This window comes from Deltaproteobacteria bacterium HGW-Deltaproteobacteria-4 (genome assembly GCA_002841765.1).
Lineage (GTDB): Bacteria > Desulfobacterota > Desulfuromonadia > Desulfuromonadales > UBA2197 > UBA2197.
Genome location: PHAV01000007.1, coordinates 77,046 through 101,523, shown reverse-complemented (window position 1 = coordinate 101,523; position 24,478 = coordinate 77,046). Strand labels below are relative to the sequence as shown.

20 protein-coding genes are annotated in these 24,478 nt (G+C 58.1%); 10 read left to right on the top strand and 10 right to left on the bottom strand.

Annotated features, from left to right (window positions below):
• The first annotated feature begins 73 nt into the window (after positions 1-73).
• The 4 genes from CVU69_06415 (at position 74) to CVU69_06400 (ending at position 6,879) form a co-directional block, all read left to right on the top strand.
• Positions 74-1,714, top strand: coding sequence for a glucose-6-phosphate isomerase (locus CVU69_06415; protein PKN12663.1), 1,641 nt, complete (start codon positions 74-76; stop codon positions 1,712-1,714).
• Positions 1,715-1,838: 124 nt separating this feature from the next.
• Positions 1,839-5,165, top strand: a complete 3,327-nt coding sequence (locus tag CVU69_06410) for a hypothetical protein (GenBank protein ID PKN12662.1) — start codon at positions 1,839-1,841, stop codon at positions 5,163-5,165.
• A 29-nt stretch (positions 5,166-5,194) separates the two neighbouring features.
• The gene (locus tag CVU69_06405) at positions 5,195-5,710 is read left to right on the top strand and encodes a hypothetical protein (protein ID PKN12661.1); all 516 of its coding nucleotides are present in this window, start codon (positions 5,195-5,197) and stop codon (positions 5,708-5,710) included.
• Positions 5,710-6,879 (top strand): hypothetical protein, encoded by a 1,170-nt coding sequence (locus tag CVU69_06400; protein ID PKN12660.1) that lies wholly within the window; start codon positions 5,710-5,712, stop codon positions 6,877-6,879. Before CVU69_06405 ends, CVU69_06400 begins: the two co-directional genes overlap by 1 nt.
• A gap of 66 nt (positions 6,880-6,945) precedes the next feature.
• Here CVU69_06400 and mviN read toward each other — a convergent pair whose 3' ends face one another.
• On the bottom strand, positions 6,946-8,520 hold the full coding sequence (gene mviN / locus CVU69_06395) for a murein biosynthesis integral membrane protein MurJ (GenBank protein ID PKN12659.1): 1,575 nt from the start codon (positions 8,518-8,520) through the stop codon (positions 6,946-6,948).
• A gap of 151 nt (positions 8,521-8,671) precedes the next feature.
• Here mviN and CVU69_06390 point away from each other — a divergent pair, with 151 nt between their 5' ends.
• From CVU69_06390 to uvdE, 4 genes are all read left to right on the top strand, one after another.
• Entirely contained in the window at positions 8,672-8,980 is a 309-nt protein-coding gene (locus CVU69_06390; protein PKN12658.1) for a hypothetical protein, read from the top strand.
• 32 nt (positions 8,981-9,012) lie between these two features.
• A complete protein-coding gene (locus tag CVU69_06385) occupies positions 9,013-10,908 on the top strand; it encodes an ABC transporter ATP-binding protein (GenBank protein PKN12657.1) in 1,896 nt (631 codons plus the stop codon).
• A 76-nt stretch (positions 10,909-10,984) separates the two neighbouring features.
• Entirely contained in the window at positions 10,985-11,380 is a 396-nt protein-coding gene (locus tag CVU69_06380; GenBank protein ID PKN12656.1) for a hypothetical protein, read from the top strand.
• 82 nt (positions 11,381-11,462) lie between these two features.
• Entirely contained in the window at positions 11,463-12,371 is a 909-nt protein-coding gene (gene uvdE / locus CVU69_06375) for a UV DNA damage repair endonuclease UvsE (GenBank protein ID PKN12655.1), read from the top strand.
• Positions 12,372-12,392: 21 nt separating this feature from the next.
• Here uvdE and CVU69_06370 read toward each other — a convergent pair whose 3' ends face one another.
• The 9 genes from CVU69_06370 to CVU69_06330 all read right to left on the bottom strand — a co-directional run bounded on the left by CVU69_06370 (position 12,393) and on the right by CVU69_06330 (position 20,541).
• Positions 12,393-13,052 (bottom strand): hemolysin D, encoded by a 660-nt coding sequence (locus tag CVU69_06370; protein ID PKN12654.1) that lies wholly within the window; start codon positions 13,050-13,052, stop codon positions 12,393-12,395.
• Between the two features lie 44 nt (positions 13,053-13,096).
• Positions 13,097-13,834 carry a dienelactone hydrolase gene (locus CVU69_06365; GenBank protein ID PKN12653.1) on the bottom strand — a complete coding sequence of 246 codons (738 nt, stop codon included), beginning with the start codon at positions 13,832-13,834 and terminating at the stop codon, positions 13,097-13,099.
• Between the two features lie 73 nt (positions 13,835-13,907).
• On the bottom strand, positions 13,908-14,519 hold the full coding sequence (locus CVU69_06360) for a DUF479 domain-containing protein (protein ID PKN12652.1): 612 nt from the start codon (positions 14,517-14,519) through the stop codon (positions 13,908-13,910).
• Positions 14,520-14,528: 9 nt separating this feature from the next.
• Positions 14,529-14,906 (bottom strand): hypothetical protein, encoded by a 378-nt coding sequence (locus CVU69_06355; GenBank protein PKN12651.1) that lies wholly within the window; start codon positions 14,904-14,906, stop codon positions 14,529-14,531.
• 28 nt (positions 14,907-14,934) lie between these two features.
• On the bottom strand, positions 14,935-15,969 hold the full coding sequence (locus tag CVU69_06350; protein ID PKN12650.1) for a hypothetical protein: 1,035 nt from the start codon (positions 15,967-15,969) through the stop codon (positions 14,935-14,937).
• On the bottom strand, positions 15,957-16,787 hold the full coding sequence (locus tag CVU69_06345; protein ID PKN12649.1) for a hypothetical protein: 831 nt from the start codon (positions 16,785-16,787) through the stop codon (positions 15,957-15,959). Before CVU69_06345 ends, CVU69_06350 begins: the two co-directional genes overlap by 13 nt.
• A 20-nt stretch (positions 16,788-16,807) precedes the next feature.
• Positions 16,808-18,625 carry a potassium transporter Kup gene (locus tag CVU69_06340; protein PKN12648.1) on the bottom strand — a complete coding sequence of 606 codons (1,818 nt, stop codon included), beginning with the start codon at positions 18,623-18,625 and terminating at the stop codon, positions 16,808-16,810.
• Between the two features lie 93 nt (positions 18,626-18,718).
• Positions 18,719-18,991, bottom strand: coding sequence for a hypothetical protein (locus tag CVU69_06335; protein PKN12647.1), 273 nt, complete (start codon positions 18,989-18,991; stop codon positions 18,719-18,721).
• Positions 18,992-19,086: 95 nt separating this feature from the next.
• Positions 19,087-20,541: a succinate-semialdehyde dehydrogenase I gene (locus tag CVU69_06330; protein PKN12646.1), complete on the bottom strand. Its 1,455-nt coding sequence runs from the start codon at positions 20,539-20,541 to the stop codon at positions 19,087-19,089.
• Between the two features lie 209 nt (positions 20,542-20,750).
• On the opposite strand from CVU69_06330, the gene CVU69_06325 reads away from it, so the two are divergent.
• Positions 20,751-23,381 (top strand): hypothetical protein, encoded by a 2,631-nt coding sequence (locus CVU69_06325; GenBank protein PKN12645.1) that lies wholly within the window; start codon positions 20,751-20,753, stop codon positions 23,379-23,381.
• Positions 23,368-24,459: a two-component system response regulator gene (locus CVU69_06320; GenBank protein ID PKN12644.1), complete on the top strand. Its 1,092-nt coding sequence runs from the start codon at positions 23,368-23,370 to the stop codon at positions 24,457-24,459. Before CVU69_06325 ends, CVU69_06320 begins: the two co-directional genes overlap by 14 nt.
• Positions 24,460-24,478: the final 19 nt, after the last annotated feature.

The following is a 24,478-nucleotide window of genomic DNA, read 5'->3' as shown; positions in this document are numbered from 1 at the left end:
AAGGGGGCAAGTATGGTGTATAAAGTCGAGGTGGTCAACTTGATTGATGATTCACCCCCCAAAGGAGAGCCCCATGGATAATCTGACTGAACTGCCGGCCTGGCAGGCCCTGACCGAACATCGCCGCAACTGGGAAGGGCGCTCGCTACGCGCTGCCTTTGCCGCCGATCCTGATCGTTTTGCCCGCTTCTCCGTCGAATTTGACGGGCTCCTCTTCGACTACTCCAAACAGCTCATCGATGCCGAGACTATGCCGCTGCTCTGCCAGCTCGCCCGAGTTCGCAACCTTGACATCCACCGCGATGCCATGTTCAACGGCGCCAAAATCAATAGCAGCGAAGGGCGCGCCGTCCTCCACACCGCCCTGCGCAATCGCAGCGAACGGCCGGTGATTGTCGATGGCGGAGATGTCATGCCGGCAGTACGCGATGTCCTCGGCGAGATGCGGCGCTTTTGCATGCAGGTGCGCAGCGGAGGCTGGCGCGGCTACAGCAGCAAACGGATCACCGATGTCGTCAACATCGGCATCGGCGGCTCCGATCTTGGACCAAAGATGGCCTGCGCCGCCCTCACCCCCTACGTCTCCGGCCTGCGCAGCCACTTCGTCTCCAATGTCGATGCCAGCGATCTGGTTGAAACCCTCAAGGGCCTGCATGCCGAGACCACCCTCTTTGTTGTCGTCTCGAAGACCTTTACCACCCACGAGACCCTGGCGAATGCTTATTCCGCCCGCAACTGGTTTATCGACCAGGGGGGAAATATGGAGGAGATCAGCCGCCATTTTGTCGCGGTCTCGACCAACGAAAAGCTGGTACGCGAGTTCGGCATCGATCCCGCCAACATGTTTGGCTTCTGGGACTGGGTCGGCGGCCGCTACTCGTTGTGGTCAGCGGTCGGTCTCTCCCTCGCCCTGTCGATCGGCTACGATCACTTCGAGGAGCTCCTCGATGGCGGCTTTGCGGTCGATGAACATTTCCGCAACGCGCCGCTGGAGAAGAATATCCCGGTGCTGATGGCGCTGCTGGGAATCTGGAACAGCAACTTTTGGGGGGCGGCGAGTCAGGCGGTCCTCCCTTACGATCAGTATCTGCACCGTTTCCCCGCCTACCTGCAACAGCTGGAGATGGAGAGCAACGGCAAGCGGGTGACGCGCAGCGGCGAGGTCGTCGATTACCCGACCGGGCCGATCCTTTGGGGCGAGCCGGGGACGAACGGGCAGCACGCCTTTTACCAGCTCATCCATCAAGGGACGCAGCTCGTCCCCTGCGACTTCATCGCCCCGGCGCGCAGTCATCATCAACTCGGTCCGCACCACCCCATCCTCCTCGCCAATGTCTTTGCCCAGGCCGAAGCGCTGATGCGCGGCAAAAGTGCCGCCGAGGCGCAGGCGGAGATGGCGGCCGCGGGGATGGAGGAAGACGACATTGCCGCCCTCCTGCCGCATCGGATCTTCCCCGGCAACCGGCCGAGCAGCACCCTGCTTCTCGAAGAGATCACCCCCCGCAGCCTGGGGATGTTGATCGCTCTGTACGAACACAAGGTCTTTGTGCAGGGAGTGATCTGGGGGATCAATTCTTTCGATCAATGGGGGGTCGAGCTCGGTAAACAGCTCGCCGGCGCCATCCTCCCCGAGCTGGTGACGCCGGCAAGTGTGAGCAGCCACGATGCCTCGACCAATGGATTGATCAACTGGTATTTACAGCGACGGAGCTAGAAGGGGATTGATTCTCACTTTTTTGTCCTCAATGCATCAATGTGCTATTATTTCAGAAGACATTTTTTCGCAACAACAACCATAATTCATTGGTAAAACAGAGCGTTTCAGGAGGCAGCACTCGATGCGGAATTTTATTGTCCTCATGTTTATTCTCACCTGTGCCCTGTGCCCGAATCTTTATGCCGCCCCGGCGTTGCAGAGATTTGAGGAGATTGCACAACCGGACGGAACGATCATCAAAGTCCGGCAACAAGGGGACGAATTTCAACACTGGACGGAAACAAAGAGCGGCTACACGATTCTGCATAATCCCAAAACAAAATACTGGGACTATGCCGAGCCAGATGCTAACGGCAGACTCAAAGCGTCCGGATATCGGGCCATGCCGCAAGGATTCGTACCTTCTCATATTTCTCCGCGACTCAAGCCTCCCCGCAACAAAGCGCTCGAACTATACAGGCAAAAATCACTCAACAAAACGTATCAGGAACGCCAGAAGGGGAAATCTTTATCTTTTCCCGCAGCGCTCGCCCCTTCTGTCCAGCTTGCAGCGGTCGGGGACTGGACTCCAATACCTATAGCGGGAGAAAGAAAACTGTTACTGGTGCGGATCAACTTCTCTGATCGCAACCTGGTAACGACGCCAGCGCAATGGGAATCGACGGTCTTTTCTCCAACAAACAAATCGGTAACCCGTTATTATGCTGACAACTCTTTTTCTTCTCTCAGAGTGAGCCCTGCAACACACAGTCAACCTGGAAATCCCGCCGGGATTTTGACTGTCTCAATCGCAGCACCGCACCCGTACCCGGGCGGGGATAGAGATCCCAATGAAAGTTATGCGACCGAACCAGGCATCCTCAACCTCGCCTTAGCGCAGGCGGCAACCTTCGTCGATTTCAGTTCTTTTGATGCCGACCATAACGGCACCCTGGAACAGTCCGAACTCTCCCTCTACTTTATCTATGCCGGCTACGAAGCTTCCGACAGCAGCGACAAGTTCCCGAGTGTCTGGGCGCATGCGTGGGGCGGTCCGGGTGTGACGGCCGCCGGTTTGCATGTTACCGACTGGGCGCTGAACGGCGAATTAAACAGTGCCGGGCGGCAACAGACCATGGGCATCATCGCTCACGAACTCGGACACGCCCTCTGTGGCTTGCCGGATCTTTATGACACCTCCTACACCAATGCCGGCATGGGCATCTTCTCCCTGATGGCCGCCGGCAGCTGGGGGGCCGACAGCAGTGAAGATGCCGGGGCAACGCCGACCGCTCTCGATCTTTGGTCGCGGCAATATCTGGGGTGGGCGACAGCCGCCGAACCCGGTCCGGTCACCACCATCACGATTCATCCGTCCCTGTCCGCCCCTGACTCCGGCTATATACTGCAGACGCCGGTCAGCGAGAGCGAATACTATCTCGTGGAAAACCGTCGCCCCGCCGGGTGGGATCTCGGGGCCAAATACGCGCTCGGCGCAAACTGGCAAGGCGGCCTCCTCCTCACCCATATCGACACCACGGCAGGCACGGCCGGATCCAACGATATCAATAATTTCACCGCGACCGGGGGAAGGCAGGGGGTCTCTCCGGTACAAGCCAGCACCGCAATCTGTGACATGTTCTTGGCCGACTGCTGGGGGTCTGCTCCCGCCCTCTTTTATGCGGGGAACAATAGTGCCTGGAGGCCGCTGGATGCGCCCAATTCCAATTTTTACGACGGAACTCCGACCGACTTCAGCCTGACCGGCATTTCTCTTCCGGGCACAGCGATGACGGGAGATTGGTCTACGACCCCCGTCCCTCTCCTGCCGGTCATAGATGACTTTGAAAGTGGTGATTTCTCCCGCCTGCCGTGGCTTTCCAACGGCGACAGCAGCTGGGAGGTGACGGACAGCGGCTACCATAGCGTTTACGCCGCCGGGGCGCCGACCATCGCTGACAGCCAGAGCGCGACGTTACAGACAACCGTGTCCACCGAAATTCCAGGCTATGTCTCTTTCCGGTATGCAGTCGATTCAGAGTTTGCCTATGACTTTTTAATCTTTTTTATCGATGGTGTCGAAAAAGGCCGCTGGTCGGGTTCGACAAACTGGTCACGTGCCGCTTACACTTTGGAAACCGGCACTCACACACTGACTTGGACATATAAAAAAGATTCGAGTGAATTCAGTGGGCTCGATACCGCCTGGATTGATGACCTCTCCTTTCCGGCACGTTACGAACTCAATGTCCTACTGACGGGCAACGGCAACGTCACCCCGGATGTCGGCACCTTGGTCTGGACCGGGAGCACCGGTTCTGCGACTTATGATAACGGTACAGTCGTTAGCCTCACGGCTCATGCCGATCCCAACTCGATTTTTAACGACTGGGAAGGTGCATGCAGCGGCAGCGGGACTTGCGAGGTGACCATGGATGCCGCCAAGAACGTGTCGGCAATCTTCGCTGCCAGCCCCGCCCCCACCGTCACCACCGGCGCGGCATCCGCCATTAGCACGAGCGGCGCCACACTGAATGCCAATGTCAATGCCAACAACTCCGACTCCGTGGTCAGCTTTGAGTACGGCACAGATACGGGCTATGGCACGACCATTGCCCCGTCTCCGGAGACCGCATCCGGTACAACCGACACGGCTGTCAGTGTTACACTCACCGGACTTAACCCCGGAGAGACGTATCACTTTCGAGTTGTCTCCACTAATATGAGTGGAACTACCTATGGAGATGATTCGAACTTTACTGTACTTAAACTCGACCAATCCCTCACGGCGATCACCTTCCTGCCGGCAGCTCTGGCGGTAAACGGCACCACCACCGCCAGCGCCGCTGCCACCTCCGGATTGGCCGTGACCTTGACCTCGACCACCACCGACACCTGCACAATCAGCGGCAGCACCGTCACCGGCCTCTCCGCCGGGATCTGCACCATCGTTGCGAATCAGGTCGGAGATAGCAACTACAACGCCGCGACGCCGATCTCTCAAAATATCACGGTGGGTAAAGCGAATCAGTCCCTCGCGGAGATCACCTTCACTCATCCGATTTTACCATTGAACGGCTTTACTACCGCCAGCACCACCGCCTCCTCCGGGCTGGACGTGACCTGGTTTTCGTTCACACCGACCGTCTGCACGGTTGCCAATGACAACACCATCAATGGCATTGCCCCAGGGACATGCACCATCACTGCTAACCAGATCGGGGATACCAACTATAACGCCGCGCCGCCGATCTCTCAGGATATTCCTGTGGTTAAAGTCTATGTCTACGACGGCTATGAAACCACGGCCGCCGATGCCCTTTTCGCCTTGCAGATGGCCATCGGCAAGAGAGCTGTTGATATGAGTGCTGATCTTGCCCCCCTGATCAACCGTATCCCCGCCCCCGACGGCAAGGTCACCGCCGCTGACGCTCTGGTGATTCTGCGTAAAGCCGTAGGTCTCTGGTAATCCGGATGAGCCGGCAAGGAAATAATCCCATGATCTTAAAGAAACTGTTGATACTCCTTTTCTTCTTGACCCTTTTGCTCGTCCTTAACGCTTGCGGCGGTGGCGGTGGGTCAACGCCCGCTGCAACGCCATCAACGCCATCAACGGCACAGAAGGTCACGGTCACCTTTGCCCTGCAAGGAGCTCCGGACACAATCTATTCGGCAGATCTCGACGTTGTCCTTCCGGATGGCTTTGCACTGGAGACCGACAGCCTCAATCAGCCGACCGCCAGCGCCTTATCGTTTCTGGTCATTGACGCCACCGCTGTAGTTAACTACCTTCCTGCAACAACCGCTAATGGAGAAGTCATAGTTGGCATCATCAAGAGCGATGGGTTTTCCGGAGACGCCAGCCTGATGCAGATCGTCTGTGTCTATCCCGCCGGAGCAACCCTGCCCACAGCCGATGATTTCATTGTGACAGCCTTCGCCAGTGATTCCGCAGGGGTTGATCTCAGTGGCATCTCTGCACAGCTCAGCGTCACTACTGAAGCAGTCCCCTGATGTTACCCCGACGTCCAGAGCGACAACCGCTGCCGGTGGTCGCTCTTCTCCTCCTTATCCTGCTTTGCACCCGCCCTGCAACGGCCGGCGAGATCATTCTCTCCGGCGGTAACGGCCAATGGCAGATCAACGCGATCGGACTGAGCAACATTCATGCCCTCGATCTGGAGTTGCGTTATGATCCGCAGTACCTCGCCGGTCTGACCGCTACGGCCGGGGCGGGATTGGCCGGAGCCATGGCCGCCATCAACGACAAATTCCCCGGCACCATCCGTCTCGGCGTCGCCTCGTCACAGCCATTAGCACAGAGCGGGCCCCTCCTCAACCTTCAGTCGACCGCGCTCGACGCGGTACTGCTGGTCTCACGCTTCACCGTCAAAACCGTCGATGCGAACGGTCAAATCGTGGCGACGACCGTCCGGCAGCAGTTGCCAGCCCTGAATTCCGGAGCGGAAAAACTCACTGACAACCCGAAGGAAGGGGTTGTAGAGCCGATAGGATCTTCCATTGTGACATCGCGGCGCACCGGCACTTCCGGCGGGAATATTGCCCCGCCGGAAGTGCCCCCGTACCTTCCCGCTCCTCCGAGCAGAGAACCTTTGCCGATTCCAGCCACGCCAATTGCCGCCGCGGCAACAAGCACAACCACGGCGCCTGCGGCCTCCTCCGGAGCGGAGAAGCGCTTTCACTCCCAGGAAGAGATCGTGCGCGTCATCGAACGGCTTCCGCAACCGTGGACAATTGCCGCCATCAAGGCGATTTTTCTCCACCCCGCCACCGACAGCCAGGTTCGCCAGATCCCCCCGGTCGCCCTTGCCGACGGCAGCAGCAAAATTATCCTCTATCTTCCCAAATCCCTCAGCCAACACACTCCCGCCGTCGGCGTGCAGGGATGTGTCCTCGGCGCCATCGCGGATGCCGGAGAGCTGGGCTGGGAAGTCGAACTGACCACCAGCACAGATATCTGGCCGGCTAAGGCCCTCCTTGCCGGGGAAGGGGATCTGATCCAGTTTCCGGTTGTCATTGTCCCTGTCCTGGCCATCACTCCCCCCAAAGAGGAGAGCGCGCCCATCCCTGACCTTGACTTCGACGGCGACGGCAGCATCTCCGCGCTTGATGCGTATCTCTATGTCGGCAACCTGCTGGCGCGACAAGAGCAGTATAATTGACAGTCAGAACAGGCGGGGGTCAGCAGCAGGGAAGAGCACAGCGGAGATCCGTTGTGCTCTTTTTTTTTAAACGGATTGGCGCAGGATTTTTCGGCGGAGGGTGGTAGCGACATGCTGCGCTTCCGGACAACGCAGCAGCAAAGACATCACGAAGAAGAGGAGGATGCCGCCTGCGACAGCGCTACCGAGAATGAGCCCTTTGCTCAGCTTCTCTCCCGGCAGCGACCAATCGGTCAGAGTGAGAACCCACCCGACAAAGAGGGCCATCGGCAGGGAGGCGAGAAACGCCTTGCCGGCGGTACCGAGGACAGCGCGGCCGCCAAAGGGGCCGAGGCGGCGGCGCAGGAACCAGAGGAGGAGGATCATGTTGACTGCGGCGGCCAGGGTGGTGGCGAGAGCGAGACCGGCGTGCAGCATCGGTCCCATCAGGATCAGACTGAGGAGGAGATTGACGAAGAAGGCGGCCAGCGCGGTGAGGACCGGGGTGCGGGTATCCTTGAGGGCATAAAAGGCCGGGGCAAGGACGCGAATCAGGGCAACAAAGGCAAGGCCGAGGGCGTAGTAACGGAGGGCCGCGCCGGCGCCGTTCACCTCCTTGAAGGTAAAGGCCCCGCCCATAAAGAGGAGAGAAAAGAGGGGGATGGCACAAAGCATCAACCCGAAAGCGGCGGGGATGGTGACGAAGAGGGTGAGGCGCAGACCGAAGTTGATCGAATCCTTGACCCCCGTAAAGTCTTCGAGGGCCGCCTGGCGACTCATCGACGGCAGCACCGCCTGGGCGACGGCAACGACAAAGACCCCCTGCGGGAACTCAAAGAGGCGCTGCGCATAATAAAGATAAGAGACGCTCCCTTGCGGCAGGAGCGAGGCAAGGATATTACTGACGGTGATATTGAGATAATAGACACCGACGCCAAAGATCGCCGGCGCCATCAGCAGCGTAATCCGCTTTAGGGCGGGGTGGTGAAAGTTGAAGTTGAGCCGGAGCGGGTAGCCCTTACTCCACAGGACCGGCAGCTGCAGCAGCAGCTGCAGCAGGCCGCCGACCAGCACGCCGATGGCCAGCGAAACGATCGGCACCGCAAAGTGCTGGTGCAGCAGCAGGGCCGATCCGATCATCGCCAGATTGAGGAAGACAGTAGAGATCGCCGGGGTGAAGAAGTGGCGCAATGTATTAAGAATCCCCATACAGAGGGCAACTAGACTGATAAAGAAGATATAGGGGAATAGGAGGCGATTGAGGGTAATGGTCAACTCCAGCTTGCCGGGGACGGCACTAAAGCCGGGGAAGAAGAGCTGGACGATCAACGGGGAAAAGAGGATGCCGAGGAGGGTGATCCCGGCCATGACGATGGTCAGCAGGGTGAAGCAGATATTGGCGAGTTCGCGGGCGCCGGCGTCGCCGTGCTTCTCCCGCCATTCGGAAAAGATCGGCACAAAGGCGGCGGTCAGGGCCCCTTCGGCAAAGAAGCGGCGCAACAGGTTGGGGATCATGAAAGCGCCGAAGAAGGCGTCGGTCGCCATTCCGGCGCCGAAAAGTCGGGAGACGACCATATCGCGCACCATACCAAGGATGCGGGAAAGGATGGTAGCGAAGCCGAGGATACCGGCGGCTTTGACGATCTGCTTTTTTTCGGACATGCAGTCCTTCACGGCAGGGGATGAAAAGTTTTTCGTTTTTACCACAAGGCACGCCTAAAGAGGAGAGCAAAGTGTTGTACGGTTGACAAAGGATGCAGGGCAAGGGTAAAGATGAAGCGATTTAAGAACCAGATTCTGTCGGAGTTTTTCCATGAAAAAGATTGCCTTCTCGACCTTCCTCATCATCCTGCTCCTCAGCCTGGCTTATCTGCGCCGCCCCGATCTTGCCTTTCACCAACAGTGGATTTTGGCACGGGCAGCTCTTCTGACCAACAGTAGCGCAATGCCAGTGGGAGAAAAACCCCCGCTCGCTTTTCACGACTTTTACCTGATCACCACCACCAGCGACCCGGCGACCGGCAAAATTGTCTCCTTCGGTTTTGGCAATTACATCAAAGTTCTCAACGACGACTGGGGCAAACGGGCTCTCACCTCACTGCCGGCCCCCCCGCCCCGCTGAAATCTATTTCATCCTTCTTTTTGTGAGTCTCCATGCCCCTGATCTCGCTGCGCAATATCTCCCTCGCCTTCGGCGGACCGCCCCTGTTGAACGGTATCGATCTCACCATCGAACCGGGCGATCGCCTCTGCCTTTTGGGCCGCAACGGCTGCGGTAAGTCGAGTCTACTGAAACTCATTGCCGGCGAGCAGCGCCCCGATGGCGGCGACCTCATTCAGCCGCAGGGGGTGCGCATCGCTTACGTCCCCCAGGAAGCGCCGCCGGAGCTGGCGGGGCCGGTCTTTGATGTTGTCTGCGGCGGCGTCCAGGAAGCCGCCGCCCTCCTCGCCGAGTATCATCACGTCAGCCACCGCCTCGCGGAAATGCACAGCGCAAGCGATTATCAGCGCCTCGAAGAATTGCAAAAGGGGCTGGAAGAGAGCAATGGCTGGAGTCTGCATCAGGATGTCGAGCGGCTCATCCAGCGCCTCGACCTCGATCCCGAAGCGGACTTTACCACCCTCTCCGGCGGCACCCAGCGCCGCGTCCTGCTGGCCCGGGCGCTGGCCTCCCAGCCCGAACTCCTCCTCCTCGACGAGCCAACCAACCATCTCGACATCGACACCATCGTCTGGCTCGAAGAGCTGCTGGTCAAAGAGATCCCCAGCTGCCTCTTCGTCACTCACGACCGCGCCTTTGCCCGCCGGGTTTCGACCCGCATCGCCGAACTCGACCGCGGCCGCCTCTTCTGCTGGCCCATCGATTTCGACACCTTTGTGCAGCGCCGCGAAGAACTCCTGGTCATCGAAGAGAGCCGCGCCGCCCTCTTCGACAAGAAACTCGCCGAGGAAGAAGCCTGGCTGCGCCAGGGGGTCAAGGCGCGGCGCACCCGCAACGAAGGCCGGGTGCGGGCGCTCAAGGCGCTACGTGAAGAGCGGCGGCAGCGCCGCGAGAAGCTCGGCAACGTCAAACTCGAAGTCGCGGAGGCACGACGTTCCGGCCAGATCGTCGCCGAAGCAGAACACCTCAGCTTCGCCTACAGCGACAAGGTCATCGTCCGCGACCTCTCGGTTTCGATCCAGCGCGGCGACCGCATCGGCATCATCGGCCCGAACGGCGCCGGCAAGACCACCCTCCTCCGCCTCCTCCTCGGCGAACTGCAGCCGCAGAGCGGCACCATCGCCCTCGGCACCCGCCGAGAAATTCTATATGTCGATCAGCTCCGCGCCCAGCTCGACCTCGAAAAGACCGTCATCGAGAATGTCGGAGAGGGGAGCGACTATGTCACCTGGAACGGCAAGCCGCGCCACGTCATCGGCTATCTGCAGGACTTCCTCTTCAGCCCCGACCGCGCCCGCTCACCGGTGCGTATCCTCTCCGGCGGCGAGCGCAACCGCCTCCTCCTTGCCAAACTCTTCACCAAACCGGCGAATATCCTCGTCCTCGACGAACCGACCAACGACCTCGACAGCGAGACCCTCGACCTCCTCGAAGAGCTCCTCCTCGACTTCAGCGGCACCCTCCTCCTCGTCAGCCACGACCGCGAATTCCTCAACAACGTCGTCACCAGCACCCTGGTCTTCGAAGGGGATGGCAAGGTCAACGAATATGTCGGCGGCTACGACGACTGGGTCCGTCAGGCCGCCACCCGGACACCGGCTCCCGAACCGGCCAAAGAGAGCGCTCCGAAGCTGCGCCCCAAGGTTGAGAAAGCGCGCAAGCTCACCTTCAAGGAGGGAAAAGAACTCGAAGCCCTCCCCGCCCGGATCGCCGCCCTCGAAAAAGAAGAAGCCGAGTTGCACGCCAAACTCGCCGATCCCGACTTCTACAAAAGCGCCGGCAACGCCGTGACCACGGTGAATGAGCGGCTGGCGGCATTGGCGATTGAACTGGAAGCGGTTTATGCCCGCTGGGAAGAGTTGGAGACGATCAAGGCGGAGAGTGCGTAAACTGCGGAATTTCTTTTGACAAAGGGATGAGAAATCGATAACAATTGAAACCTCTTGATCCGATTGGAGGGTTTCGATGCAGAACCACTTGAATATAAAATACGAACCGCCCGATGACAACCTGTTGTCCGGGCGGTTTTACGTGACGGTGTTTTTTGAAAGTGGTCTGAAAATAGTTAAAAAATTCATACTGTTAGCAATGACGACAATTTTCTTTGTCCCGAATATATCCCACGCTCTTCGTTGCGGTAGCGACCTTGTCGACGTGGGTGATTTGAAGCAAGAAGTTCTGGTGAAATGTGGAACGCCCTACTCTAAAGAAGAAATTGGTTACATTGACCAGCAAAGTAATGGAAGTCGAATCACGGTCATGAAAATTGAAGAGTGGATCATATTAGTCTCAAATGAGTACTATAGCCTTGTCTTTGAAGGAAACAGACTGGTAAAGATCGAATCGGCGGGCAAAAAATAATCGCAAATAGTTCGATGCCGCATTCGATGAGGTGATTGAGGCAATACTTGTCACGGCATTTTCTTCAACCAAGGATCCCCCGATGCGTTTCGGCCTCTGCTGCCTCTTCAAGAATAAAGCGATCACCTTTCGCACCACCACCGCCAAGGCCCTTGCTCCCCTCAAACGCGCCGCACAGCTCGCCAAACTCTCGACCATCTGCCTGCACAACGTCGAAACTCTCCACCAGGCCGTGGAGACCGCCCATCGCCTCGGCATCGGCGCCTTCCGGATCATGTCCCCCCTCTTTCCGCGCATGACCCATCCCGATGTCGGCTATGGGCTGGACGATCTGCCGGAAGGAGATACCATCATGCAGCGTATGGCCAGCACCCGCGCCCTGGCGATGCGCCACGATCTCCGCTTGAGCTTTCATCCGGATCAGTTTGTCGTCCTCTCCTCGCCGCACCCGGAGGTGGTGAAAAACTCCCTGCGCGAACTCGAATATCAGGGGGAACTCGCCGTTTCCCTCGGCGCCGATGTCATCAATCTGCACGCCGGGGGGGTCTACGGCGACAAAGATCTTGCTCTGCAACGCTTTGCCGCCGTCTTGGGCGATCTCTCTCCGGCGGTCCGCAGCCGGCTCAGTGTTGAAAATGACGACACGAGCTATACGGTGCGCGACCTCCTCCCCTTGTGCAGCCGCACCTCCCTGCCGCTGGTTTACGATGTCCACCACCACCGCTGCAACCCCGACGGGCTGACGATTAGCGAGGCCACCGAGTTGGCGGCCGCCACCTGGCACGTGATCGGACGCGAACCCTACTGTCATCTCTCTTCGCCGCGCACCGGTTGGCAGGAAGGGAATCCCCGCCCCCATGCCGACTACATCGACCTCGCTGATCTGCCGGAGTGCTGGCAAGGACGAGCCATGACGGTCGATATTGAGGCCAAAGCCAAGGAGTTGGCGGTGGCCAAGCTGATGGCAGAGTTGCAGGGTCGGGGCTGGTAAGGGGGGACGAGCAACGACCGATCAGGCTGCATACCAAAGGATGGCAAAGTAATGGCAGGCGGTCCCGGTCAGGACAAAGAGATGCCAGACCAGATGACCGTAGTGCATCCGTGCATCGAGGGCATAAAAGGTGACCCCGAGTGTATACGCCAGGCCGCCGGCAAGGAGAAGGAGCAGGCCGGAAGTCGGCACCCCCCCGGCAGCCAACGGTTTGATGGCGATGACAATCAGCCACCCCATGAGCAGGTAAAGTCCGGTAGAGACGATGGGATGGGACATCCGGGCCAGCACCTTCAGCACGATGCCGACGATGGCAAGACTCCAGATGAGAACAAGGAGGGTCCAGCCCCACGTCCCGCGCAGAACCCCGAGCGTAAAGGGGGTGTAGGTCCCGGCGATGAGGAGAAAGATCGCGGAATGCTCGATGAGTCGAAAGATGTGCTTGGTTTTGCCCGGTGCTAAGGCATGATAAAGGACGGAGGCAAAATAAAGCAGGACCATGCTCGCGGCGAAGATGCTCACGCCGACAATGAATCCGCTCTCCCCGCGCGCGGCTGCCTGGCTGATAAGATAAGGGGCTGCCAGCACAGCAGCGACCAGGCCGACAGCGTGGCTGACGCTGTTGGCGATCTCTTCTCTGCGTGACTGCTCACGTCTCGATTTTACAAACGCGCTCCTCACGACATGCCCATAATTCTATGATCTTAGCCCTGCCCCAACACCCTTCAGCGCAACGTCTCCCGGAGAAAATCGCCAAACCGCTTCCAGGATTTTTCATCGGCGTCCTTACGATAACGGTCGCTGCCAAAGACGGTAAAGGCGTGCGGGGCGCCGCTGTAGGTGATCATTTCGTGGGAAATTCCCGCTGCTTCGAGTTCGACAGCGAGATTGGCGAAATGCTCCATGGTCACGCTGCTGTCGGCGGTGCCGTGCAGGATCAAGACTTTCCCTTTGGTTTGACGGTAATCCTGCCCGGTCGGAGTCTCCAACCCGCCGTGAAAAGCAACAAACCCCTTGAGCTCGGCGCCAGAACGCGCCAATTCCAGAACGGCAGCTCCGCCGAAGCAGTAGCCCATCGCCACGGCATTCTTGACATTCCCCCCCGCACTCTTCGCTGCTGCCAGGCCGCCCTGCAATAAGGCCCGCATCCGGGTCCGGTCGCTGTAGAGCGCGCCGGTCAATTTCTGTCTCTCCTCCAGAACTGCCGGCCGGATTCCCTTGCCAAAGAGATCCACGGCAAAGACTGCATAGCCCATCTTCGCCAGCATCTCGGCCCGTTTCACCTCATAGTCGGTGAGGCCGTCCCAGTCGTGGACCAGAAACACGAGGGGCGCAGCGGCGGCCGGGCTGACATAGTAGCCTTCGAACGGCTCACCGTTGACGGTGTAGGAAACAGCATGCCCGGCAGCCAGGGCGGACGCGGTAAAGAGAAAAAGGGTTAGGAAGATCAAGAGTGTTTTCATGCGTGGCTCCTTAGATCGGAAGGGGGAATTTCCCTGTGACTATGGATAAAAATTACCACGAGGCAGAAGGATGTCAACGGCGGGAAAGGTGGGGGGCAGTTCCATCCAGGGAGGCAATGAGATCGGCGGAGAATTTTAGGGCCGCCGGGGTGAATTCTGCGAAATCAGCTTGTAGCTCCTGGTAGTGGCGGATCAACTCCCCGCCCCCTTCGGCCAGAGGATTGGCCCGGCGCAGTCGCCGCGCCATGCGCCTGAGCGCCAGTTCCGTGCCGGCAACCCTTTGGTAGGAAGGGAGTATTTCGTTGAAGATGGGTGCAACCAACTCCTGCAGGCGCGGTGGCAGGATGGGCCGCTCTTTTTCGACGAGTTGTTGCGCCCAGGGGATGTACTCGGTAAAGGGCACCTTTGCCCAGGACGACCACTCCTTGGCCAGAAAGTGGTCGTAGAAAAGATCGACGAGAACTCCGCGATAAAGGCCATAGTGCGGCGGAAGGCGTAATCGGCTGCGCTGAAAGTGGACGTCGCGCTGCGCGAAAGCATCGATCTTGCGATGCAGCAGCAGCCCCTGCCGGATGCGGGGAGGATAAGTGTCGTCGAGAGGCCCTTTGACAAAGTCCCCCATGAAGTTGCCGACCAGCAACTCCGGATCGCTTCCGGAGAGATAAAGATGGAAGAGAATATTCATGCTTCCTCCCTATTTCAAGAGCTCCGCCTTGAGGGCGTCATCGATGAAACTCTCCTCAATCGCTTCTCTCGCCCACACCTCCCGGCACTGCGCCAGAACGCGCGCGGCCCCTTCCGCCACTGCCGTGATATCACTCCACAGGGCGTTGCGGATATCGTGCAGCTCGTTGGCAATGGCCTTTTGCCCCACAGCCCAGCCCCGACAGCGTTGACAGAGAAGGGCGAGGGTCGCCAGCTCCGGGTCAGCCTCCGGCCGATAATCCCAGATCCGCAACTCCTCCTTACTGCCGCGCCACTCACATTTGAAACCGGCGCGTTTGCCGATCGCCTTGCCAAAGAGGCTGATCTCTTCCTGGTGTTCTTTGTTTGCCTGATAACCTTTCGCCATACGCAACCCTCCTTCTCCTGAATTCAAATTAACGGATGGCAGTCAGTCGATCTTTTCCGCTGGCGACGACCTCTTCATAGAGAGCGACGAGACTCTCCGTCTCCACTGCCGGGGCATGGCACCCGAGACAAGGACGGGACAGGCGTTGGCGCAGGGACGGATCGGTCATGAGGGCACGGGCCTGGCGGGCAAAAGAAGCCGCATCGTGATAAAGGAGCCCGTTGACGCCCTCTTTAACAACGGCGGCATTGCCGGGGATGTCCCTGACCAGCATCGGCACCCCGAGGGAATCAGCTTCGAGCAGGATATTGGGGAGTCCTTCACTCTGTGAATTATTGAGAACGATGTCGACCTGTCGCAGGGTGGCGGGCATGGCCGCGGGGGGGATAACGCCGAGATAACGGGCCCAGGAGCGGTGCGCCATAGCAGCAAAGAAATCAGCACTATAGGTGGTGTCAGGGGTGGGACCGCAGAAAGCGACAGCGAAAGGAAGGCCTTCCGCCGCCAGGGGGTCGAAAAGGTCAAGGAGCGCCCGGTTCCCCTTGACCGGACGGATCCCGGCAGGGTGAAGGAAGAGGGTGACCTCCGGCGGCACCAACTCGTCGCGGTTCACAGGGGACGGCGCGCTGCCGAGAACTATCCCCGCCGACAGATACGCGATCTTGTCGGCCAGGAGGGGAAACTCGTGGCGCAGACGCACAGCGGTCAGGGGATTCTGGGTGATGATCTTCCCGGCGGTGGCCAGGACGCGATTGATGATCGGCCCTTCCTCAAGGGTCTCGATACCAGCATTGATGTCGGTGCCGGTGAGGGTCACGAGACAAGGGAGGTTCCCGAGTTCGGCCTCCAACCAGGGACGGCCGCTGCGATAAGCGTGGAGGAGATGAACGACATCGGGGGCAAAGGCACGCGCGGCGGCGCGCAAGCGTGCACCATCGGCGGGGGTGACCCGTTCCAGGGCAACCTCATGGCCAAGGGCGAGGAGCCCGGCGCAATGCCGGGCGGCGGTCACCTCGTTGCCGGTCGCGCGCTCCTGACGGGGGAGGACGATCAGAATGCGCATGACAGTTCCCGGAAGCTGATCGGGGTGATACCGCAGCGACGCAGAAAAACAGCGATGGACGGTGAGATAAGAGCAGCAAGCTCCTCCTGTCGCCCTGTCCCGGAAAAGGGGGATTGCATGTCCGGAAAACCGGGATGCACCATTAACTCCCAGTTTCCCGCGGGGATGTGCTGTAACGTTTCGCCGAGGGTCTGCAGGTTGAGACGACCGAGGAGCGGCATGCCGAAGAGACCCTCGGGGGTGACCACCCCCCGACCCCGCACCTGCTCAACAAAGGCGGGGGCCAGGCGACGATACAGGGTCATCTCCGCGCCGAGTTCACCGCCGGGGTCGGCAGCAGGCGGCTCAGCAGGCAGAGGAAGACGCAGGGCAGGAATGGTGTAATCTGCCGCCAGGGCAAGGATAACGGCGGTGACAGCAGGAAAAAGGAAGAAGTGCTGGTGGGCGTCGAGATGGTCCGGGATGATGCCGGCAGCGAGGACCTTCTCAATCTGTGCCGCCAGTTCGCGGTACAGAAGGGTGGAATCGACCTCCTCCGCAGAGAGAAACCGGCGCAGGCCTGCCTTGCCGGGGAAGGCCCCGTCCACCGTACAGAGACCGGGGATGGCGCCGCGCAGCGGCATGCCGTCCGAGAGATTAAGGTGCACCCCGAGCGGCAGATCGAGTTTTCGGGCCGTTACGGCGGCGCTGGCAAAGGTCGGTCCGGTGGCAAGGAGCGTAGCGCTGGTGACGATCCCTTCGGTAAAACTCGCGAAGATGCCCCGGTCCCGTTCGCTTCCGGAGCCGAGGTCATCGGCATTAATGATCAATCGGCGCATAGGGAACCCTGCCGTCCCTTCTACATCTCGACCCGGGTGGCGACGCCGTGCATGCGCCCGGCCGGGAGCTTGTTGAACTGGACAAAGTTGGGGGTGATCTTCTTCAGCAGCGAGAAGACCCGCCAGATGGGGTTATTGGTATGGATCTCTTCGATGCCGTAGAAGATGATCTTTTCACGGATGGCGTGTTCCTTGAGAATCTTCTCGATATCGACGACCGCCATATATCCGGCATGAATATCAAGAAAATCGAGACCCGTAGAAATCCCCTCCGTGAGTTGCACCTCCTGGCCAAAGGGATCATCGGTGCGCATCACCGAGATAAAGACATTGCGCTCATAGACGATGTTCGATTTGAGGATGGTGTGCACGGCATAAGGGGGGACGACATCCAGTCCTTTGGTGAAGAAGAGGGCGCAGCCGCGAATGTGGCCGGCCGCATAGATCTGTTGGTAAGAGGTCAGAAAAGTCTCCATATCGAGAGGATAAAGAGCGCGGTACAAGCGTTTTTGGCCATTGGTGTAGATAAGAATGGTCACAAAGGGGATGGCGGCGAGGATCAGCGACCAGTAAGCCCCGTGCGTGAATTTGGAGAAGGTCGAGATAAAGTAGACCAGATCGATGCAGGCAATGAGGATCACCAGCGGAACTTTCCACTTATTGGCTTTGACGAAGACCAGGATCATCATAATCGCGGTAATCGTCATCGAACCGGTGACCGCCATACCGTACGCGGCGGCAAGATTTTCCGACTTCTGGAAGAAGAACATGACGAAGATGACGGCACACATCAGCATCCAGTTCACGGCGCCGATATAAATCTGCGACTGGATGTGCGTCGAGGTGTAATCGACCTTCATCAGCGGCATCAAGCGGGTGGTAATCCCCTGATAGACAATGGAAAAGACACCGCTGATGATCGCCTGCGAAGCGATGATCGTCGCGCAGATGGTTAAGAGGAGAAAAGGAATGTAAAGGAGGGCCGATTGCGCTTGCACCATCCCGAAGAGGATATTCCGGGTGTCGGGATGTTGCAGAAGGAAGACCCCCTGCCCGAGGTAATTAATAAAGAGGGCGAAGAAGACAAAGAACCAGGCGCGGATAATCGGTTTTTTGCCGATATGCCCCATGTCGGCATAAAGGGCTTCGCCACCGGTGGCGCAGAGGATGACCTCGGAGAGGACCACATAAGAGGCGAGGCCGTTATGGCGAAAGAAGTCGATAGCATAAAGAGGGTTGATGGCGCGGATGATCTCCGGCATGCTCACCACCGAAATCAGCCCGGAGAGGAGGAGAGCGCCGAAATAAAAGAGCATGATCGGACCGAAGATGGCAGCCATGCGATCCGTCCCCTTCGACTGAAAGAGAAAGAGGGTCATGGCGATAAGGGCGGCGATGGTGACCAGCATCCCGGTCTTCATCCCGGAGAGAGCAGGAATGAGGAGCATCCCTTCGACCGCCGAGAGGATACTGATCGCCGGCGTGATGACCCCGTCGCCAAGAAGGAGCGAAACGCCGAGGATGGAGAGGAAGCCGGCAAAGCCGATCACTCGTCCCTTCTTGAAAATTTCATTAATAATTTCACGCAGCACGATCTCGCCGCCCTGACCGCGCTTATCGAGACTCATGGCGAGCCAGGCATACTCCATGGTGACGAGGATGGTCATGGTCCAGAAGACCAGGGAGAGGATGCCGTAGACATTGACCAGGGTCGGCTTGGTGAGGACGAAGATGACGGTGAGCGTATAGATCGGGCTGGTGCCGATATCGCCAAAGACCAGACCGAGAGCCTTGATCATGCCGCCCAGGGTCGATTCGGATGCATGCTGAGAACTCATACATCTCCCTTCAGAATTTTAAGTTGTCGACGCAAAGGGGGGGATAATAGCAGGGATGGGCGGAAGATGACAAAAGAATTATGCGAAAAAGGACTAACGGGTCCGGCGGGACCGCTCCGGACAGAGTCGAACACAGAGAGTCGAACTCCAGGCCGTCTGATCAGCAAAACGCGGCAGGACGAGGAGCGCGCCGCGGGCATATTGACCGCGATTGCCAGGCCCTTCAAGGAGTTTGACCGTCACCGTGCGACTGTCGAGCGCGTGAATAATCCCCCGGGCCTGATGGCTGAAGCCACCCGCCGACCAGCAGGCGAGTACCGGCAGATGCCGGCGCAAACGCAAATCTTCCTGGCGATAGATATCCATTAAAAGGGTATGTTCCAGATTATTTTGTAGGGGTACCCCTGGTGGGCGCACAAAAAAGCAGGGCACCCACAAGGGGCGCCCCTACCATCAACCTATCAAATACCACCGATGCAGAGATATTTGATTTCGAGAAAATCGTCAAGACCGTATTTCGAACCCTCGCGGCCGTTCCCGGACTGCTTGACCCCGCCAAAGGGAGCGGTTTCGTTAGAGATAAGGCCGGTGTTGATCCCGACCATTCCCGCCTCGATCGCTTCGGCGACCCGCCACACCCGGGCATTGTCGCGACTATAGAAGTAGGCGGCCAGACCAAATTCAGTGTCGTTCGCTAAAACAATCGCTTCCTCTTCCGTCTTAAAACGGAAGAGGGGAGCGACCGGCCCGAAGGTCTCTTCCCGCGCCACCGCCATCGCCGCCGTGACATCGACGAGAATGGTCGGCGCAAAGAAATTTCCCCCGAGTTCATGCCGCGCACCGCCACAGAGGATCTTCGCGCCTTTGGCGACAGCGTCGGCGATATGTTCCTCGACCTTGGCTACTGACTCGGCGTCGATGAGAGGTCCTTGTTCCGTCACCCCCTGAAGCCCGTCGCCGACCCGCAGGGCGCTGACTGCCGTCGCCAGCTTGGCGGCAAAGGTGTCGTAAATTCCGTCCTGCACGAGAAAACGATTGGTGCAGACGCAGGTCTGGCCGGTGTTGCGATACTTGGAGGCGATCGCCCCGGTTACCGCCGCATCGACATCAGCATCATCAAAGACGATAAAGGGGGCATTGCCGCCGAGCTCCATCGACAGCTTCTTCATCGTCGCCGCCGACTGCGCCATGAGCTCCTTGCCGATCTCCGTCGAGCCGGTAAAGGTCAGCTTGCGCACGATCGGATTGGCGGTCAGTTCGCCGCCGATGGCGCTCGCAGAACCGGTGACGACATTAAAGACACCGGCCGGAATCCCGGCGCGATTCGCCAGCTCCGCCAGAGCCAGGGCAGAATAGGGGGTGGCACTTGCCGGCTTGACAATCATCGGACAGCCAGCCGCCAGGGCCGCCCCGGCCTTGCGGGTAATCATCGCCGATGGGAAATTCCAGGGGGTAATCGCCGCGCAGACGCCGACCGGTTCCTTGAGGACGACGATACGCTTGTCAGCCGCGGAAGGGGGGATGACATCGCCGTAAATGCGCTTGGCTTCTTCGGCAAACCACTCGAAATAGGCAGCGGCATAGTCGATCTCGCCCCGCGCCTCCGCCAAGGGCTTGCCCTGCTCGGCGGTGAGAATGATCGCCAGATCTTCACGATGTTCGAGCATCAGTTCGTACCAGCGACGGAGTATTTTAGAACGCTCTTTGGCAGTCTTTGCCCGCCAGGCCGGATAAGCAGCGTTGGCAGCAAGGATGGCCTGACGCGTCTCATTGGCCCCGAGTCTGGGGACAGTGCCGAGAACAGCGCCGGTGGCAGGATTGGTCACTGGAATCGTTTGACCATTCTCGGCTGCGACCCACTGGCCGTTGATCAAACATGACTGGCGGAACAGTCCGGAATCGTTGAGTTGGAGCATGGGCATTCCTTTCCTGGCAGGGGCTGATTCATCACACTTGCAAGCAGGCAACCAATGTGGCGCAAGAATACACGCGTTGCCCGGAGAATTAAATCAAATATTGACACACTTTCATTCTTTTGCCCCAGGGAATACAGAAAATATATCTTCTGAATAATTTTAGAACTGTGTTATAGTAAAGATTAAATTCACCATGAAACGGCTAAAAAATGTTCTTTCCCCGCTTGACCCTGAAAACAAGGCTCACCATCCTCTTTCCATTGGCGATCACTCTCGCCGTAGGCATCCTCCTCTTTTTAATAGACTCTCTGCTCCAGGATTACATCCATCAGGCAATTTCCGGATATCAGTTCCAGATCATCTTTATTCTTTTAATTTCAACCTTCGGAGTGACCCGACACTACCTGCACGGCTTCACCACACCGATCGTACAATTGACTGAGCATGTTAAAACCCTTGCGCAAAAAACTGGAAATGACCGGATCTTTCCGGTGAAGGGAGAAGATGAGCTCGCGATTCTCGGTGCCGCTTTCAACGCCCTGATCAAGGAAGTCGATCGCCAGCAGGACGAGCTCGCCAGTCGCGAAGTCCTGTATCGCACCGTTGTCGACGCCTCCGCGGAGATGGTCTTCTGGATTGCGCCGGATCGTCAACGCATGCACTACGTTTCACCGAGTTGCCAAAATTTGACCGGCTATCCCTGCACCGATTTTTATTCACACCCCGACCTCTTGAATCGCATGATCCACCCCCTTGACCTTTCGAGCTGGGAGCAGCACTGTCTGCGCGCGAATACACAGGAATTCGGCATACCTCAGGAATTCCGCATCGTCACCGCCGACGGCGAGACTCGCTGGGTCAATCACCTCTGTCGTCCGGTCTATAATAAGCACAACGAATTTGTTGGTGTGCGCGGCAGCTTTCTCGATATTACCCTGTGGAAAGAGGCGGAAGCAGCTCTCTTTGCCAGCGAAGAGAAGTTCCGGCTCTTCTTTGAAGAAGCCAGTGATGCCATTTTTATTGTCGATAGCAACGGGATCATCCTCGTTGCCAATGACGAAGCCTGCCTGCGTTACGGCTTCAGCCATGGGGAAATGATCGGCCAACCGATGACAGCATTTGACGCCACCGAGAGGGGACATTTCGTGGCGGAGCGCATTGCCGAAGTCATAGACAAGGGCGCAGCAAGCTTTGAAAGCAAACATCGCTGCAAGGGAGCCCTCCCCCTGCCGGTCGAAGTCAATGCCCGACTGATTCTCTTTGAGGGGGAGAAAGTCATCCTCGCCGTCGCCCGTGATATCAGCGAACGCAAAAGGAACGAAGCTCACCTGCGCAAGCTCTCGGTCGCGGTCGAACAGAGTCCCGTCTCTATTTTGATTACCGATCGCAACGGCATCATTGAGTATGTCAATCCGCACTTCACCTCCCTCACCGGCTACACGCGGGAGGACCTTGTCGGCAAAACCCCGAACCTCCTTAAATCCGGTGAGACCAGCAGCAAAGCGTATGAGGAATTATGGCAAACGATTCTGTCCGGGGGGGAATGGCGGGGGAAATTTCATAATCGCAAAAAGAACGGTGAGCTTTACTGGGAAGAAGCGCTGATTGCACCGATCCGGGACGAAGCCGGGACGATTACCCACTTCATCGCCATCAAGGAAGATATCAGCGAGCGCAAGGAACTCGAGGGGCAGTTACGCCACGCGCAGAAGATGGATGCCATCGGCCAACTCGCCGGTGGCGTCGCTCACGACTTCAACAATATCCTGACGGCAGTCATCGGTTACGCCAGCATCATGCACATCAAACTGCCGGCCAACAGTCCCCTGAAGAAGAGTGCCGAACAGATCATGGAGACCGCTGAGCGCGGCGCCAGACTGACCCAGGGGCTCCTCGCCTTCAGCCGCAAGCAGGTCTCCAATCCCCGTGTTATCGATTTAAATGAGGTTCCCAAGCGGATCGAACAATTGCTGAGCCGTCTAATCAGCGAAGACCTCTCCCTGCGGCTTGAATCCACCTCGTGCACTTTGCCGATCGTAGCCGACAGTGTCGAGATCGAACAGGTCCTGATGAATCTGACAACCAATGCCCGCGATGCTCTCCCCGCGGGAGGGGAAATTGTCATCACCACCACCGCCCTTACTCTTGATCCCGCTTCTGCTCAGGCGCATGGTTTTTTACAACCGGGTGATTATGCCCTGCTCAACTTTACCGACAATGGTCAGGGGATGGATCAGGAGATTATCAAACGAATCTTCGAGCCCTTCTACACCACCAAAGAAGTCGGCAAGGGAACCGGCCTCGGTCTCTCCATCGTCTACGGCATCATCAAAAAACATCACGGCTATATCATCTGCCGCAGCACTATCGGCAGCGGCACGACCTTCGAGATCTACTTCCCGCTGGTTACTGCCGCCCCGGAAAGGCTTGTCCCTCTACCGACAATGGAAGAGGACAAGAGAAACGAGCGGGCGATCATCCTGTTGGCCGAAGACAGCGACACCGCTCGCTTCATGATGCAGGATGTTCTCGAAGAATTCGGCTATGTCGTCCTCGCTGCCCGCGACGGCCAGGAAGCCATCGACCTTTACCATCGGCACCGCGAAAATATCGATCTGCTCCTGCTTGATGTGATGATGCCAAAACTCAAGGGGCGCGAAGTCTATGATGCCGTACGCCGTATCGACCCAACAATCAAGGCCCTTTTCTGCAGCGGCTACGATGACGAAAAGGTCGAGCTACAGGGAGGAGTGGCAAACGATATGAACTTTTTGTCGAAACCATTTACGCCCAAGGATTTATTGATGAAGATTCGCGAGGTGATGCATGCCGGCAAGTAAAACAGCGGGAAAAATCTTTATTGTCGACGATGACCGTTTTGTCCTGGAGAGCGTCACCGCACTCCTGCGCGAATACGGCTTTATTGTCCACCCCTTTGCCAGCGGTCAGGATGCAGTCAAAGAGTTTGTCCGCGAGCCGGTCGACCTGGTCCTCACCGACATCAATATGCCGGAGATGGACGGCATTGAACTTTTAGAAAAGATTCGTTTTCTTGACAACTCCACCCCGGTTTTGCTCATGACCGCATACGCCGACCTGGATGTCGCCGTTAAAGCGATTCAAAAAGGGGCGTTCGACTTCATCATCAAACCCTATCGCCCCCCCGCCCTGCTCAACGCTATTGAAAAAGGGGTTAACTACAAGCGCCTCACCCAGATTGAGACACATTACAAAAGCGAGTTGGAACAGACCGTTGCCCGGCGTACTGCCGAACTGAATGACGCCCTCGGCGAGATTACCCGCTTAAGTCATGAGATTATCAAACGCCTGACCTCTGCCGTCGAGATGCGCGACGCCGAGACCGGACTCCATATCAACCGTATCAGTGCCTATGCCCGGCGGATCGCCGAAGCTCTGGGAATGGACGATGAATTCATCGCAGCGATTGCCATCGCCAGCAGCATGCACGACATCGGCAAAATCGGTATTGCCGATTCAATCCTGCTCAAGCCGGGGAAGCTGAGTGACGACGAATTCGCGGCGGTCAGGGAACATACCAGCATCGGTGAACGCATCCTCAGCGGCTCTTCCCACCGGATCCTGCAGATGGGGGCTAAAATTGCCGCCACCCATCACGAACGCTGGGATGGCAGCGGCTACCCCAGGGGACTGCGCGGTGAAGAGATCCCCTTGGTCGGGCGCATTGTTATCCTGGCCGATCAGTACGATGCCCTTCGCAACCCGCGCATCTACAAAGAGGCCATCGATCATGCCGCGACCTGCCGGATCATCCTGCACGGAGATGGACGCACTGCGCCGCAACACTTTGATCCGGAAATTCTGGCGATCTTCAACGAGATCAAGGATGACTTTGACAAAATCTACGAACAAGACAGGGAATCGCTACCCCACCAATAAAAACAGGGTCCGCTTGCGG

Coding starts and splice junctions, on each gene's coding strand:
- CVU69_06415 (PKN12663.1), top strand. CDS start 74: ATGGATAATCTGACTGAACTGCCGGCCTGGCAGGCCCTGACCGAACAT.
- CVU69_06410 (PKN12662.1), top strand. CDS start 1,839: ATGCGGAATTTTATTGTCCTCATGTTTATTCTCACCTGTGCCCTGTGC.
- CVU69_06405 (PKN12661.1), top strand. CDS start 5,195: ATGATCTTAAAGAAACTGTTGATACTCCTTTTCTTCTTGACCCTTTTG.
- CVU69_06400 (PKN12660.1), top strand. CDS start 5,710: ATGTTACCCCGACGTCCAGAGCGACAACCGCTGCCGGTGGTCGCTCTT.
- mviN (PKN12659.1), bottom strand. CDS start 8,520: ATGTCCGAAAAAAAGCAGATCGTCAAAGCCGCCGGTATCCTCGGCTTC.
- CVU69_06390 (PKN12658.1), top strand. CDS start 8,672: ATGAAAAAGATTGCCTTCTCGACCTTCCTCATCATCCTGCTCCTCAGC.
- CVU69_06385 (PKN12657.1), top strand. CDS start 9,013: ATGCCCCTGATCTCGCTGCGCAATATCTCCCTCGCCTTCGGCGGACCG.
- CVU69_06380 (PKN12656.1), top strand. CDS start 10,985: ATGCAGAACCACTTGAATATAAAATACGAACCGCCCGATGACAACCTG.
- uvdE (PKN12655.1), top strand. CDS start 11,463: ATGCGTTTCGGCCTCTGCTGCCTCTTCAAGAATAAAGCGATCACCTTT.
- CVU69_06365 (PKN12653.1), bottom strand. CDS start 13,834: ATGAAAACACTCTTGATCTTCCTAACCCTTTTTCTCTTTACCGCGTCC.
- CVU69_06360 (PKN12652.1), bottom strand. CDS start 14,519: ATGAATATTCTCTTCCATCTTTATCTCTCCGGAAGCGATCCGGAGTTG.
- CVU69_06355 (PKN12651.1), bottom strand. CDS start 14,906: ATGGCGAAAGGTTATCAGGCAAACAAAGAACACCAGGAAGAGATCAGC.
- CVU69_06350 (PKN12650.1), bottom strand. CDS start 15,969: ATGCGCATTCTGATCGTCCTCCCCCGTCAGGAGCGCGCGACCGGCAAC.
- CVU69_06345 (PKN12649.1), bottom strand. CDS start 16,787: ATGCGCCGATTGATCATTAATGCCGATGACCTCGGCTCCGGAAGCGAA.
- CVU69_06340 (PKN12648.1), bottom strand. CDS start 18,625: ATGAGTTCTCAGCATGCATCCGAATCGACCCTGGGCGGCATGATCAAG.
- CVU69_06335 (PKN12647.1), bottom strand. CDS start 18,991: ATGGATATCTATCGCCAGGAAGATTTGCGTTTGCGCCGGCATCTGCCG.
- CVU69_06330 (PKN12646.1), bottom strand. CDS start 20,541: ATGCTCCAACTCAACGATTCCGGACTGTTCCGCCAGTCATGTTTGATC.
- CVU69_06325 (PKN12645.1), top strand. CDS start 20,751: ATGTTCTTTCCCCGCTTGACCCTGAAAACAAGGCTCACCATCCTCTTT.
- CVU69_06320 (PKN12644.1), top strand. CDS start 23,368: ATGCCGGCAAGTAAAACAGCGGGAAAAATCTTTATTGTCGACGATGAC.